This window comes from Agrobacterium sp. CFBP2214 (genome assembly GCF_030209895.1).
GTDB lineage: Bacteria > Pseudomonadota > Alphaproteobacteria > Rhizobiales > Rhizobiaceae > Agrobacterium > Agrobacterium radiobacter.
Map to the genome: position 1 here is coordinate 559,121 of NZ_JARVRC010000003.1, position 14,452 is coordinate 573,572.

At 60.9% G+C, this 14,452-nt stretch carries 9 protein-coding genes; 5 read left to right on the forward strand and 4 right to left on the reverse strand.

The window, feature by feature from the left end; translation table 11 throughout:
• The first annotated feature begins 94 nt into the window (after nucleotides 1-94).
• The 3 genes from QRN60_RS10130 (at nucleotide 95) to QRN60_RS10140 (ending at nucleotide 1,176) form a co-directional block, all read left to right on the forward strand.
• Entirely contained in the window at nucleotides 95-607 is a 513-nt protein-coding gene (locus QRN60_RS10130; RefSeq protein WP_111793094.1) for an SspB family protein, read from the forward strand.
• A gap of 42 nt (nucleotides 608-649) precedes the next feature.
• Nucleotides 650-853, forward strand: coding sequence for a DUF4169 family protein (locus tag QRN60_RS10135; protein WP_003507529.1), 204 nt, complete (start codon nucleotides 650-652; stop codon nucleotides 851-853).
• Nucleotides 854-966: 113 nt separating this feature from the next.
• Complete coding sequence (locus tag QRN60_RS10140) at nucleotides 967-1,176, forward strand: ribbon-helix-helix domain-containing protein (protein ID WP_003507527.1); 210 nt, start codon at nucleotides 967-969, stop codon at nucleotides 1,174-1,176.
• Nucleotides 1,177-1,533: 357 nt separating this feature from the next.
• Here QRN60_RS10140 and QRN60_RS10145 read toward each other — a convergent pair whose 3' ends face one another.
• The 4 genes from QRN60_RS10145 to QRN60_RS10160 form a co-directional block, all read right to left on the reverse strand.
• The gene (locus tag QRN60_RS10145) at nucleotides 1,534-5,247 is read right to left on the reverse strand and encodes an AsmA family protein (RefSeq protein WP_129564896.1); all 3,714 of its coding nucleotides are present in this window, start codon (nucleotides 5,245-5,247) and stop codon (nucleotides 1,534-1,536) included.
• Between the two features lie 91 nt (nucleotides 5,248-5,338).
• A complete protein-coding gene (locus QRN60_RS10150) occupies nucleotides 5,339-6,751 on the reverse strand; it encodes an FAD-binding oxidoreductase (RefSeq protein ID WP_129564944.1) in 1,413 nt (470 codons plus the stop codon).
• A 134-nt stretch (nucleotides 6,752-6,885) separates the two neighbouring features.
• Nucleotides 6,886-10,032 (reverse strand): efflux RND transporter permease subunit, encoded by a 3,147-nt coding sequence (locus tag QRN60_RS10155; RefSeq protein WP_111793097.1) that lies wholly within the window; start codon nucleotides 10,030-10,032, stop codon nucleotides 6,886-6,888.
• The gene (locus QRN60_RS10160) at nucleotides 10,029-11,177 is read right to left on the reverse strand and encodes an efflux RND transporter periplasmic adaptor subunit (protein WP_060727399.1); all 1,149 of its coding nucleotides are present in this window, start codon (nucleotides 11,175-11,177) and stop codon (nucleotides 10,029-10,031) included. The genes QRN60_RS10155 and QRN60_RS10160 overlap by 4 nt, the downstream gene beginning before the upstream one ends.
• Before the next feature lie 224 nt (nucleotides 11,178-11,401).
• On the opposite strand from QRN60_RS10160, the gene QRN60_RS10165 reads away from it, so the two are divergent.
• Together QRN60_RS10165 and QRN60_RS10170 are read left to right on the forward strand one after the other, a co-directional pair.
• On the forward strand, nucleotides 11,402-11,812 hold the full coding sequence (locus tag QRN60_RS10165) for a carboxymuconolactone decarboxylase family protein (RefSeq protein ID WP_003507518.1): 411 nt from the start codon (nucleotides 11,402-11,404) through the stop codon (nucleotides 11,810-11,812).
• 100 nt (nucleotides 11,813-11,912) lie between these two features.
• Nucleotides 11,913-14,387: an ATP-dependent helicase gene (locus tag QRN60_RS10170; RefSeq protein ID WP_077998920.1), complete on the forward strand. Its 2,475-nt coding sequence runs from the start codon at nucleotides 11,913-11,915 to the stop codon at nucleotides 14,385-14,387.
• Nucleotides 14,388-14,452 lie beyond the last annotated feature (65 nt).

Sequence of the window (14,452 nt, forward strand, 5' to 3'; positions counted from 1 at the left end):
GGATTACGCGAAGATTCAAAGTGTTACAGCGTCCTTGGCGCGCGAGCCGCGCCGCACATGAAAAGACGTTCGAATAAGGGAAAGACAGGACCGCATGGGGCAGGATCATATCCGTTACGACATTCTCGCACAGGATGCCCTTCGCGGCGTTATTCGTAAGGTTTTGGGTGAAGTGGCCGCAACCAGCCGCCTGCCCGGCGACCACCATTTCTTCATCACATTCCTGACCGGCGCGCCGGGCGTGCGGATTTCCCAGCACCTCAAGGCGAAATATGCCGAACAGATGACCATCGTCATCCAGCACCAGTTCTGGGACCTCAAAGTAACCGAAACCGGCTTTGAAATCGGCCTCTCCTTCTCCGATACGCCGGAAAAGCTGGTCATTCCCTATAATGCCATCAGAGGTTTCTACGATCCTTCCGTCAATTTCGAACTCGAATTCGACGTGCCTCTGGCCGAAGAAGAAGAGATGGAAGAAGCCGAAATCACCGCTTATCCCGTTTCCCACGAGGCAAAGCCGGCTGCTGCTTCCGAAACGCCCAAGGCCGGCGAGGAAAAGAAGGAAGGCTCTGTCGTTTCGCTGGATGCCTTCCGCAAGAAGCAATAACGGCTTACCCCGAGCGTACGAAACCCGAGGAGACATATCCCCATGGCGGCCGATATCGTCAATCTACGTCAGTTTCGGAAACAGAAAGCCCGTAGCGAAAAAGAAAAGCAGGCGGAGCAGAACCGCCTGTCCTTCGGCCGCGCCAAGGCGGAAAAAAATCTCACATCAGCCCTGAACGAAAAAGCCGAAAAGGCGCTCGATCAGGGGCGGCTCGAAAAACCCGATGACGGGGTCGGCAAAGACTGACAAGCCGACGGACCGCCGCGGATTTCGGGACTATCGGAAAAGAATCGCAAAACAGGGACTTGCCGGGGAGATATGATTCAGACCTCCAACCGGATCCACCGGAGACCGATCTGATGATCCGCAAGCACTCCGCGACGTTGCACGGCCACCGCACCAGCATTTCACTCGAGGATGCCTTCTGGGACGAGTTGAAAATCATTGCGGACAGACGCAAGATCAGTTTCGCGGCCCTGCTTGCCGAAATAGATGACAACCGCGCCGCCGACAGCAATCTGTCCTCGTCGCTGCGGGTTTATGTGCTGAACTGGCTGAAAAACCGCTGAGATTTTCCGGCGTTCAGTAAAGACACGCAATCGATCACGACCTGCGACGCCTCTATCCGGATTTGTCCCCCGGACTACAAAAAATACTGCCGAAAACTCGTAACGCCGTGAAAGCATTCATTAAACATTGGCGGCCTAGTCTGCGCTGCAAGGCATTTCCCGTATTGCGTAGCCTTGCTTTCAAATACTGTTTCCAGACCTTTCCCATCCACCACGAGGCGTTCCGGGGCTCCCCCCGTTAGGGAACGAGTTTGCCGTGAGATTCTCGGCTCATGCTCGAGGATGATGCAACGTTCCGGGACAGGTTTCCGCACTTTCGCAATATGAAGGCCGATCAGCCTTACCCTGCCCGCAAGCTTACGGCGTGGCAGGAGCGTTTTCCGGCGCCAGTTGCCGGATGGCGTTTTCCGTCGGAGGCACCACCAGAACCGGCGCGGATTGCCGCTCGGGTACCGGCTGTTGCCCCTGTTCCTGCTGCTGTTGTTGCAACCGCTCCTGCTGTTCCTTTTCCTGGCGCAGACGTTCTTCGGCTGCCGCCTTCAGACGCGCCTCTTCGTCAGCCCTGGCCTTGGCTTCCGCCTCCGCCCGCTCCTTCTCGGCCTGCCGCTCGGCCGCCTGAGAGCGATAAAGCGCGACTTCGCGGCGCAGGCGCTGCTTTTCAAGAACACTCGCCTGCATGGCCTCCACCCGGCGACGTTCCTTTTCGAAAGCCCTGAGCGAAAGGTAATTGCTGAGCGCTGAAACATCGGTCGTCAAAGCCGGCGCGGCAAGCGGACCGTTATAGTTGAGACGCACCGATGGCTCGGCCCCTGCGACCGTTTCGGTACCGGGATTGAACAGAAGATCGAGGTCGCCATTCACGGTCGAAGCCGCAAGATCAACCGTCGCGTCGGCCGTCAGCGTTACGGGATCGATCCCCGCACGCAGATTCTGGAAATGAAGCGCGCCGCCATTCAGCGAGAACGGCAAGGCCACATCGCCAAGCCCGATTTCACCCTGCCACAGGCTCTGGTCCACCAGCGGCCGCACCTTGGGCGCGTCGATCGGCTGCTGCAAACCATCAGCCGCCTGCAGGATCGGCGGGAAGGCGCCGGGATTAAGCCCCTTCAGCACAAGCCCGCTGGCCCTAATTTCACCCGATCCACCCGCTGATTTCAGCATTTCACCGACACTTTTGCCCGTCGATTCGGCCGTGAGGTCAACGGCCACCCGGCCTGTCGCAACCGGCCCGTTGGCATTGGCCCACAAGATCGGCTCCGGATTGGCATCGGTCACCGCGATCTTGGTGCGGAAAATGCCCGCACCTTCGCCAGTCGACATGGCAAGCCGCCCCGTCAGCTTACCGCCCATGAAGGTGCCGGCAACATCATCGAGCGACAGACTGCCCGCATCATGCGTGACCCTTGCCGAAACACCGGTGACTGTACCAAAGGGACCGGCCTCGAAGCTTTCCGCTTTCAAGGCGAGCGAAGCCTTGAGCTGCGGGAAGGCTGGCATGGCCAGAGGCTTGGCATTGAGCGCTCCGGTTTCCGGATCAATCACCGGCCCATAGATCGCATCCCCCAGCCAGGCGAGATCGACGGTTCTGACGGAGAGATCACCGTCTACAGGATGGGGGGCGGCACGCTGGAATGTCAGATTGCCCGAGAAAGGATTTCCGCCCGCCTGCCCGCCGATCGAGGAGAGTGCGATCTTTTGCCCGTCCACCGCCACTTTCGCATTGGCCTTCAGCGCCATGCCGCCGCCAAGCTGCGGCAGGCCGACAGCGTTCATGATGAGGTATGGCTCGATGTCAGCGCTTTCGAGCGCCACATCGGCGCTGCCCTCGCCGAAATTGGCGGCCGAGACAGCAAAGGAACCGTTCATCGAAAAATGCGTCCGTTCCGTCGAGAAGCGCAGTTCCGTCTGGGCGGGCGAGCCGAGGGTGCCGTTGAGCTTGACCGAGAGAAGTCCTTCGCCATCCGCATCAAAGGGCAGCGGATCGAGCCCCGCCTGCCCGAACAGGATTGCGGTCGACTGGTTCTTCAGGACGGCTTCCAGCGACATGGCCGTATCATCGGTGATCGACAGGAAATCCGGCATCTTGGCAACGGCCGAGAGCCGGCTGCCATTGACGGTGCCGGAGACGGCGACGTTGGCCCCGCCGTTTTCGCTATTGACCGAAACATCCATGGCAAGGTCGGAATTGGCGTACCATGGCGAACTCGCCGCCAGACGGCTGAGGAATGGATGGTTTGGCAATTTCTGCTGCAGCATGGTGAAGAACGGCTGCATATCCGCGGCATGCAGGTTCACCGTGCCCTTGCCGGCATATTTCAGCAGCGAACCCTGCAATTGCCCTCTGGCCTTCACCTCCGCGCCGGCAATATCGCCGGCCGTCATGTTTTCAAGCGAGAGAACCCCGCCGGCCATGGTGAAGGCGGTTTCGACGTGATTGGCGGTCACACCGGCCATGTTGAACCGGTCGGCCTTGAATTTTGCGGTAATGCGGTGGTCGAGGACGGAACTGCCGACCTGATCGCCAAGCGCCAGACTGCCGAGCGCCCTCAGCGCATCGAGATCGATTTCGTTGCCCGAGAGATCGATGGAGAGATTGGAGGTCTTGCCGTCGGAACGCCGCTCCAGCTCGCCCTTCAGCGAGGCATCGCCGATCGCAAGCTCCAGATTGTCGAAACGCTGATTGAGCGTCGTCAGTGAAACATCGGCGGAAAAACCGGCGGCATTGAGCTGGCGGATCGCCGGATCGACGGAACCGGAAAGCCAGTTCGCCAGCCCCGAAGGCTGGTTGGAGGCGAGCAGCAGATTGCCGTTGAAAGCGGGGCCGCCAAGCAGCGTCAGCGATCCCTTGGCTTCAAGCTGGGTCCTGCCCGGCAGCGTCGCCACGGCATTCACCACCTGCCAGCCGCTGCCTTCCGGGCGCACATCCAGCCGGATGTCGCGGATGGTCGTATCGTCGGAAACGAGTGCGGGAAGGCTGATGCTCGCTTTGCCCGGCACCGGCGGAACCGGGATGCGGGCCACCATGGCCGCAAAGGCTTCAATGCGCTGGCGAACCGAGGCGGTGGGCTGGCGTGAGGTCTTGCCCGTTTGCACGACAGGCGGCGCGAAGCGGGCGACATCTATCTGCTGGCCATCGGCCGTCAGCAGGAATTCCGGCTTGGCGCCGGTATCGAGCGTCGCCTCGCCCGTCACGACATAGGGATTTTCGCTGCCGCCGAGTTCCATGCGGTAACTCGGGATACGCACGCTTTCATTGGTCAGTTCAAAACTGCCGCGGGTGCGCGGCGAAGAAAACAGCGATTGGCCCGCCTGCTGCTTCTGCTTTTCATCCTCACGGAAACTGAAGGAGAAAGAACCGCTATAAGCGGGCTTTCCCGCCGTTGCAGCAATCGCACCATCGAGATCGACCTCGACCGGATGTTCGTCAGGCACCACGCGGACCCTGAGGCCCATGCGGCCGGCGGCATAATCCGGCTCGCTGCTGGAGAGCGAGAACGACCCCGGATGCCCGTCAATGGCGGCGCGCCCTTCGGCCTTCCACGGCCCGGCCAGCGAATTGGCGGACATGTCGGCGTTGAGACCGGTCACCACGCGATTGCGGCCGGATTGCTCGTCGATGAATTCGATCTGCCCGCCTTCGATCTGCACGCTTTCCAGAACCACGGTGCGGGCGGGAATTTCCGCCCGGCTGCCGCGCATCCAGTCCAGCGTGCCATCTTTCAGCAGCCTGATCTTCGCCTTGGGCTCCTCGATGCGCATGTCGAAGATGCGGGCCTCGCCCGAAAGGAAAGGCGCAAGCTCGGCATCCATGGAAAAACGCGCGACCTGAATGAGCGGCGATCCATCCGCATCCGTTCCGGCGCGCACATCATGCAGCGTTACCGAGGGGAAAGGCAGGATGCGGGCCTCAACGCGGCCATGCACAACCACCTTCTTGCCGAGAATACGGCTCGCCTGGTCTTCAAAATCGCGGCGGAAATCCGTCCAGTCGACGAAATAGGGAATAAGCAGCGCCGAGAACAGCACCACGGCCAGCAGTCCGCCCAGAAAAACCAGAATACGCCCGAGCACTGACCTGCATCTCCCTTCGCGAACGCTGCAAACCTATTCTTTTCTGCCTTAACGGCAAGCAGCCTTTTGTACCAATCAATTGTGAGGATGATCAGACAAGCCGGAACAACTTGCCCGGATTGAAGATATTATCCGGATCGAGCGACGTTTTGATGGCGCGCATCACATCCAGTGCATTGCCGGCCTCTTCGGCAAGAAAACTCATCTTGCCCTGGCCGATGCCGTGTTCGCCGGTGCAGGTGCCGTCCATGGCGATGGCGCGGCGGTTGAGACGGGCGACAAAGGCTTCGGTCTTCGCGACGCTTTCGGCATCCTTGCCATCAAACAGAATAAGGACGTGGAAGTTCCCGTCACCCGCATGACCGACGATCGGCGCGAGAAAACCGTTCTCCTCAATATCCCGCTGCGTTTCCACCACGCAGTCAGCGAGGCGCGAAATCGGCACGCAGACATCGGTGGACAGCCCATCGAGATGCGGTGCGAGCGCACGCGACGCCCAATAGGCGTCATGACGCGCTTTCCAGAGCTTGTTGCGCTCGGCGGCATCGCTCGTCCAGCGGAAGTCGACGCCGCCGCATTCCGCCGCGATCTCGGCAAACTGCTGCGATTGCAGCGCCGCCGTCTCCTCGGTGCCATGGAACTCCACGAAAAGCGTCGGCTTCTCCGCGTAGTTCAGGCCGGAATAGGCGTTGCAAGCCCGCACCTGCACCTCGTCAAGCAATTCGATGCGGGCAACCGGAACGCCCATCTGGATCGTCATGATGACGGCATCGCAGGCCGCCTTGATCGTGTCGAAGATGCAGACACCGCCGGCGATCTTTTCCGGAATGCCCTGAAGCCGCAGCGTCACGGACGTGATGACGCCGAGCGTCCCCTCGGCCCCCACGAAAAGCCGCGTCAGGTCGTAACCGGCGGAGGACTTGCGGGCGCGGCGAGCGGTGCGGATTTCCTCGCCATTGGCGACAACAGCCGTAACGGCAAGCACATTGTCTTTCATCGTGCCATAACGAACGGCATTGGTGCCTGAGGCCCGCGTCGAGGCCATGCCGCCGATCGAGGCATTGGCGCCCGGATCGATCGGGAAGAACAGGCCGGTATCGCGCAGATAGACGTTGAGGTCCTCACGCGTCACGCCCGGCTCCACCGTCACGTCAAGATCTTCGGCATTCACCTCAATGATGCGATTCATCCGGCTGAAATCGATGCAGATTCCGCCGTTGGGCGCATTGACCTGCCCTTCAAGCGAAGACCCCGTTCCGAAGGGAATGACCGGAACCTTGTATTGGGTGCAAGCCGTCACCACGGCCTTCACATCATCGGCGCTTTCGGCAAAAACCACTCCGTCAGGCGCCTGCAGGGTCAGATAGGTGGTGGTGTGGCCATGCTGCTCGCGGAACGCCTGGCCCGTCTGGACCTTGTCACCCAACTGCTGCTTCAGCACCGCGAGCGCAGACGCAATGCCCTCTTCATTCCGCTCACCCGCCACAACGTCTTTCAGCGCCATCATCCGTCTCCACCGCAACATCTGCCCGTAACGGATTCGATCCGTTACGAAATTCCGTCAGGTGGTATGGGATAAGGTTAACGCTTTGTCCAGCATCGCGATTGCGCCGCATGCGGTTTGGCGACAACCCCGTCCTATTCCGCTGCGAGCAACGGCTTGTCCTCCTCCAGCGCCTTGCGGCGGGCGGCAAGTTCAAGCTCGCGATGGAGGCGGATTTCCTCATCCGCCTGCGGCTTGGCAAAACGGGCGATGAGCAGATAGGAGACCGGCGTGATGTAAAGCGTCACCAGCGTCGCGAAACCGAGACCGCCGACGATGACCCAGCCGAGCGCGATGCGCGCTTCCGCGCCCGCGCCCTGCGCCAGCACCAGCGGCACGCCGCCAAGAATGGTGGCGATCATCGTCATCATGACAGGGCGCAGGCGGATGCTGGTGGCCTTTTCGATGGCTTCCCGCACGGTCGCGCCCTGATCGCGCAGATGATTGGCGAATTCCACGATCAGGATGCCGTTCTTGGCCATCACGCCAACAAGCAGCACGAGACCGATCTGACTATAGACGTTGAGGCTTGAGCCGGTGACGAGCAGCGCGATAACGGCGCAGGCAAGGCCGAGCGGCACTGTCGTCATGATGATGACTGAGCTCAGGACACTTTCGAACTGCGCGGCCAGCACGAGGAAGATGATGGCGATGGCGAAACCGAAGGTCAGCAACATGCCGCTGGAGTTCTCCTCAAGCGTCGCCGCCTCACCGAGCGGCAGCAGGCGGGCGCCGGGCGGCAGGATGGATTGCGAAAGCTCGTTCACCTTCTCCAGCGCCTGACCGAGCGAAACACCGTCCTTCAGATTGGCCGTGAAGCCGACGGAGGGAAGCTGCTGCTCACGGTTGAGCTGCGGCGCAACCGCATTTTCCTTCAGCGAAGCGATGACCGACATCGGCACGATCTTGCCGTCGCCCGTTTTCAGGAAGACATTTTCAAGATCGGTCGGATCATTGATCGGCCGGGTGGAGGACAGGAGCCGCACCGGGATTGCATCGCCATCCACGAAAACGTCAACGACCGAGCGTCCTTCCAGCAGCGACTGCATGGCGCGCGACAGCCCGGTGATATCGATGCCGAGATCGGAAGCGCGCTCGCGATCGATGGAAACGGAAAGCTGCGCCTGATTGGGCTCATTGTCGAAACGCGGCGTATCGAACAGGCCGCTTTCTTCCATGGAAAGCAGCAGTTTCTGCGTCGCCGCCGTCAGCGCCGCATAGTTGCTGCCAACCATCGCCATCTGCAAACCGTTACCGGCGCCACGAATACGCAGGCTGTTCGGCTGCATTGCACTGCCGCGCAGCGCCGGCACCTTGTTGGCGGCGGAAGTGACGTCAGCGGCGATCTGATTCTGGGTGCGCTCGCGATCGGCCCAAGGGGCGAGCGTCAGCACCATGAAACCGGTATTGGACGAACCGTTCATGCCCGTGATGGAATAGATATTGCGGATTTCCTCGCTGTCGCGCAGCGGCTGCAGATTTTCCTCGATACGCTGCAGCTGGTCGCGGGTATATTCAAGGCTGACGCCCTGCGGCGCGGTAACCCGCATCATGATCGAGGCACGGTCCTCGCGCGGCGTCAGCTCGTTCTGGATCATGCCGAAGGCAATCCACGACAGGCCTGAAAAGATCAGCGCCACGATAATCACGATCAGCGGATTGTTCAGGCAGGCGGAAAGCGTCGACTTGTAGGTGGAGGCAAAGACATTGCCAAACCAGGCGAGCGGTCCCGTCTGTTCCTTCAACCCCTCCTTCAACATGCGGGAAGCCAGCATCGGGCAGAGCGTCAACGCGACGATGGAGGACAGACCCACGGCGAAGGCCAGCACGAAACCGAATTCGCGGAACAGGCCGCCAAGCTGGCCCGGCAGGAAGGAGAGCGGAATGAAGACGGCCGCAAGCGTCGCCGTCGTTGCGATGACCGCGAAGAAGACTTCCTGCGTGCCGAGAACGGCAGCGGCCCGCGGCCCCATGCCTTCCGCCCGGCGGCGCACGATATTTTCCAGCACCACGATGGCGTCATCGACCACCAGGCCGGTCGCCAGAACGATGGCGAGCAGCGTCAGAATATTGACCGAAAAGCCGACCATGTAGATGGCGACAATGGTGCCGATCAGCGCCACCGGCATGGTGATCGCCGGAATGAGGGTGGCGCGCCAGTCGCGCAGGAAGAGATAAAGCACGACGACGACGATGATCGCCGAAAGACCGAGCGCCAGTTCGACCTCGTGCAGCGCGCCTTCGATGAAGACGGCGTCATCACTGGTGACGACGATGCGTGTGCCTTCTGGCAGATTGGCCGACATGGCATCGACGGCGGCCTTCACGCCGGTGGAAATATTGAGCGTGTTGGACTGCGCCTGACGGATGACGCCAAGACCGACACCCTGCACGCCATTGGAGCGCAGCGAGGTGGATTCGTCATCCGCACCGAGCATGACGGTTGCCACGTCGCGAAGGCGGATATTGTTCTTGATGAGAAGGTTGGAAAAGTCCTCCGGCTTCGTCAGGCTCGCCGTGGCGCGCACGACGATGTCCTGCGTCGTGCTTTTCAGCGATCCCGCCGGCACGTCGAGTGCCGCGCTGGCGAGCGCGTTGGAAACATCGGTCACGGTCAGACCACGGCTGGCGAGTGCTGCCTGATTGAGATCGACGCGAAAAACCTTTTCCTGATCGCCATAAAGCTCGACATCGGCAACGCCGTCGACAGCAGCCAGACGGTCGATAATCTCGTCATCCACCAGCTTGGTCAGATCTTCCATGCTGAGCGTCGACGAGGTGACGGCAAGGCGCATGATCGGCTGGCTGTCGGAATCCGCCTTGATGATCTGCGGCTCGTCGGCATCGTCGGGCAGCTGATTGGTGACGCGGCCAATGGCGTCACGCACATCGTTGGCCGCAACGGCCATGTCGACATTGTCGCCAAATTCCATCGTCACGCGGCTGGTGCCGAATTGCGAGTTGGAAGCGATGGATTTGATGCCGCTGACACGCGCCACCGCACCTTCGATGGTCTGCGTCACTTCCTGGTCGATCGTCTCAGGCGCAGCACCTTCATAGGTGGTCCTGACGCTGATCGACGGCCGGTCGACGTCAGGCAATTCGCGCACCTCGACGCCAACCAGAGCGGCGAGGCCAGCCACGACCAGCAGCGTGTTGAGGACCGCCGCCAGGATAGGCCGGCGCACGAACAATGCGGTGAAAGCGAGCTTGGAATCCTGACCGGAAGGCGACTGCGTCATTGGCTGGCGACCTCCTCCGGCTTCGGCTGTTCGCCGACGCGGACGGCACCGCCTTCACGCACGCGCTGAAGGCCCTCGATCACGACTGGCTCGCCTTCCGCCAGTTCCGCCTTGACGAGAACCGCATCAGGGTTGCGCTGCACGATCTGCACCCGCACCTTGTTCGATTTGTTGTCGGTGACGCGCCAGACATAGGAGCCTTCCGCATCCCACTGCACGGCCAGAGGATCGACCGAAGCATAGGTCTCCCCGGCAAAACGCATGGTAACGCCGAAGGACATGCCGGCCCTCAGTTCGTCCTTCTCGTTACCGAACTTCGCCCGGATGCGGATCGTGCGGCTTGCTTCATCGACACGGTTGTCTACAGCTTCGATTTCACCCTTGAAGGTTTCGCCGGGACGCGAAATGGAGGTCGCCTCCACCGGCATTCCGACCTTGATCACGGTTGCAAACCGCTCGGGTGCCCAGAAATTGACGAGAATTTCCGACCGGTCGTCGATGCTGACGATGGTTGACTGCGTGGTGACGTTGTCGCCGATATTGGCGGCGACGATACCGGCCACACCCTCAATCGGCGCGACGATGTCGCGGCGCCTGAGATTGAGTTCGGCGGTGCTGAGCGCCAGCTTGGCGGATTCTTCGGCAATCTGCGCATCCATCACATCGAGGCGGGAAACGGATTTCAGGTTCTTGTAGGAACTGGATTTTTCAATCGCGCTGCGCAGCGCGACCTGCGCCTTGTCGCGTTCGATCACCTGCTCTTCGTCATCGAGCCGCGCAAGCACCTGCCCCTTCACGACGCGTGCGCCGGCGGCCGTGCGGATTTCTGAAAGCGTGCCCGATGTCTGCGGCATGACGACGACCGACTGGATCGCCTGGCCGTTGCCGATGGCGTTCAGCCGGTCATTGACCGTGCCCTTTTTCACCGGAGCCGTCACCACCAGGGTGGCGTTGCCGTTGCGCCGCGAACCACCATTCTGGCCTGCGGGCGAGCCGGCCGCTGCGACTTCTACCGCGCCTGCCGGCGTTTTGCCGAGCCCCATGCTGGCGAGCACATTGCGGGCTTCGGGCGAATAAAAGCCCCAGAGACAGAGCCCTGCCCCCACCACGGCCAGACTGACACCCACCTGTTTCCAGACCCGCATATAGTTCTCCGGTTGATCATCGCAGCATAAAGCAGCCCCTGAAGCGCAGGCTTCGGGACATCAGCAGTATTCCCCCTCGTTTAAAACGAGGCAACGCACAAATCCGTTTCTTACGTAATTGTAATTTGTGATGGATTCTCGTCGAGCACACGACGAAGGCCATTTTTATCGCAAATATTCTTCAGCGCGGTAATCTGCCCCCAGGAAAAGAGCCGGAGGAAGCCATGAGCACCGTAACGAAAGTACAAAATCCCGAAGCCGATCCGCGCGTCAAGGCGGTATTTGACGACATCCGCACCACCCGCAAGTCGGACTTCATCAATAATATGTGGCTCTACCTCGCCTTCGATCCTGATCTTCTGGAAAAGACATGGGCCGAGGTCAAGGCGGTGATGGCGACACCTTCCGCGCTCGACCCCGTGGTCAAGGAAATGCTTTACATCGCGGTGTCCGTCACCAATGGCTGCTCCTATTGCGCCCATTCCCACACGGCCGCCGCCAAAGCCAAGGGCATGACCGGCGAGCAGCACGCCGATCTCCTGCGGGTCATCGCGCTTGCCGCCAAGACCAACCAGCTTGCGGTGGCGCTGCAAGTCCCGGTGGATGCCGCTTTTGATGCCGACAGGCAGGCATGATGCAAAAAATGCCTTGGAATAGGCGTTTTGACCGATGATACCGGAATAAAAGCAGAACGCGGTTCTGGCCTTTATATCCCGAATCACTACATTGGGCCGCATGAGCAACAGTTTCGACGATATGCCGTTCTTCGATGAAGAACCCGTGACGCCGCGCAGGGCGACGAATAATGCAGGCGCGGAAAGCGCCGGCGGGCTCGGCATTGCCGCCCGCGCGATGGCTGCGCGCGATCAGACGCGTGCCGCGCCCGATTATCTTTCCGGCCTCAACCCGGAACAGCGCGACGCCGTGGAAACGCTTGACGGACCCGTTCTTGTCCTTGCGGGCGCCGGCACCGGCAAGACCCGCGTTCTGACGACCCGCATCGCCCATATTCTCGCAACCGGCCGTGCTTATCCCAGCCAGATCCTTGCCGTGACCTTCACCAACAAGGCGGCCCGCGAGATGAAGGAACGTATCGGCGTTCTGGTCGGCGGCGCCGTCGAGGGCATGCCCTGGCTTGGCACCTTCCACTCCATCGGCGTCAAGCTTCTGCGCCGCCATGCCGAACTCGTCGGCCTGAAATCGGATTTCACCATTCTCGATACGGACGACGTGGTGCGGCTGATCAAGCAGCTCATTCAGGCCGAAGGTCTCGATGACAAGCGCTGGCCGGCAAAGCAGTTTGCCGGCATGATCGACGGCTGGAAGAACAAGGGGCTGACGCCGCCGGATATTCCGGAGGGCGACAGCCGCGCTTTCGCCAATGGCAAGGGTCGCGAACTTTACACCGCCTATCAGAACCGCCTGAAAACACTGAACGCCTGCGACTTCGGCGATCTTCTGATGCACCCGATCAGCATCTTCCGCCGCCACACGGATATTCTGAAGGAGTATCACCAGAAGTTCCGTTACATTCTGGTGGACGAATATCAGGACACCAATACGGCGCAATATATGTGGCTGCGGCTTCTCGCGCAGCGCGCCAAGGACGAGCCGCAGAACGTCTGCTGCGTGGGTGACGATGACCAGTCGATCTATGGCTGGCGCGGCGCGGAAGTGGACAATATCCTCCGCTTCGACAAGGATTTTCCCGGCGCCAAGGTCATCAAGCTTGAACGCAACTACCGCTCCACCGAGCATATTCTCGGCGCAGCCGGGCATCTGATCGCCCATAATGAGGGCCGTCTCGGCAAGACGCTGTTCACCGAACGCAGCAGCCCTGACGATGAAAAGGTCGTGGTGCATGCCGCCTGGGATTCCGAGGAGGAAGCCCGCGCGGTCGGCGAGGAAATCGAACAGCTTCAGCGCAAGAACCACAAGCTGAACGACATGGCGATCCTCGTTCGCGCCTCCTTCCAGATGCGCGAATTCGAAGACCGTTTCGTGACGCTCGGCCTCAATTACCGCGTCATCGGCGGCCCACGCTTTTATGAGCGCCTCGAAATCCGCGACGCCATGGCCTATTTCCGCCTCGTCTGCCAACCGGCCGACGATCTCGCCTTCGAGCGGATCGTCAATACGCCGAAGCGCGGCCTCGGCGATACGACCATCCGCAACCTGCACGACTATGCCCGTGCCCGTGATATTCCGATGCTGGCGGCAGCCGCCGATATCATCGAGACCGACGAGCTGAAACCGAAGGCCCGCAAGGCGCTGTTCGATGTGGTGCAGGATTTCCGCCGCTGGCAGGGTCTCCTGGAAAATACCGAGCACACCACGCTTGCCGAGCAGATTCTCGACGAAAGCGGCTATACCGCCATGTGGCAGGCCGACAAGACGGCCGAAGCGCCAGGCCGGCTGGAAAACCTCAAGGAACTCATCCGCTCGATGGAGGCCTTCGAGAGCATGCGCGGCTTCCTCGAGCATGTGGCGCTCGTCATGGATGCCGAGCAGAACGAAAATCTCGATGCCGTCTCCATCATGACGCTGCATTCCGCCAAGGGCCTGGAATTCGACACCGTCTTCCTGCCCGGCTGGGAGGAAGGCCTGTTCCCGCACCAGCGGGCTCTGGACGAAGGCGGTCGCTCCGGTCTGGAGGAAGAACGCCGCCTCGCCTATGTCGGCATCACCCGCGCCAAGAAGCTCTGCCATATCTGGTTCGTCTCGAACCGGCGCATTCACGGGCTGTGGCAATCCACCCTGCCCTCGCGGTTCCTTGATGAACTGCCGTCGGCCCATGTGGATGTCGCGGCATCCGACAGCAATTACGGCGGTTATGGCGGACGCGGCGGCTACGGCCAGTCGCGCTTCGACAAGGCCGACCCCTTCACCAACAACTATTCCACCCCCGGCTGGAAGCGCGCGCAGCAGAACCGCAGCGACGCCACCCGCGACAATTGGGGCACCCGCTCCGGCCATGCGGTGGAACGAATCGGTTATGGCGAGAGTGGCCCGCGCACCCGTACGATAGAGGGCGAGCTGGTGGCGAAATCCGTCGCGGACAAGCCGTCGAAATTCTTTGTCGGCGACCGCGTTTTCCACCTCAAATTCGGCAACGGCAATGTTTCCGCCATCGAAGGTAACAAGCTGACGATCGACTTCGATCGCGCCGGACAGAAGCGCGTGCTGGATGGATTTGTGGAAAAGGTTTGATTCGACAACTATGAGTGCCCGCAGACCGCTTTTTCCGTAGCCCACGTCATGCCGTTGCAATAAAG

Excerpts from the sequence above, each read along its gene's own strand:
- QRN60_RS10130 (WP_111793094.1), top strand. The coding sequence starts at position 95 with ATGGGGCAGGATCATATCCGTTACGACATTCTCGCACAGGATGCCCTT.
- QRN60_RS10135 (WP_003507529.1), top strand. The coding sequence starts at position 650 with ATGGCGGCCGATATCGTCAATCTACGTCAGTTTCGGAAACAGAAAGCC.
- QRN60_RS10140 (WP_003507527.1), top strand. The coding sequence starts at position 967 with ATGATCCGCAAGCACTCCGCGACGTTGCACGGCCACCGCACCAGCATT.
- QRN60_RS10150 (WP_129564944.1), bottom strand. The coding sequence starts at position 6,751 with ATGGCGCTGAAAGACGTTGTGGCGGGTGAGCGGAATGAAGAGGGCATT.
- QRN60_RS10155 (WP_111793097.1), bottom strand. The coding sequence starts at position 10,032 with ATGACGCAGTCGCCTTCCGGTCAGGATTCCAAGCTCGCTTTCACCGCA.
- QRN60_RS10160 (WP_060727399.1), bottom strand. The coding sequence starts at position 11,177 with ATGCGGGTCTGGAAACAGGTGGGTGTCAGTCTGGCCGTGGTGGGGGCA.
- QRN60_RS10165 (WP_003507518.1), top strand. The coding sequence starts at position 11,402 with ATGAGCACCGTAACGAAAGTACAAAATCCCGAAGCCGATCCGCGCGTC.
- QRN60_RS10170 (WP_077998920.1), top strand. The coding sequence starts at position 11,913 with ATGAGCAACAGTTTCGACGATATGCCGTTCTTCGATGAAGAACCCGTG.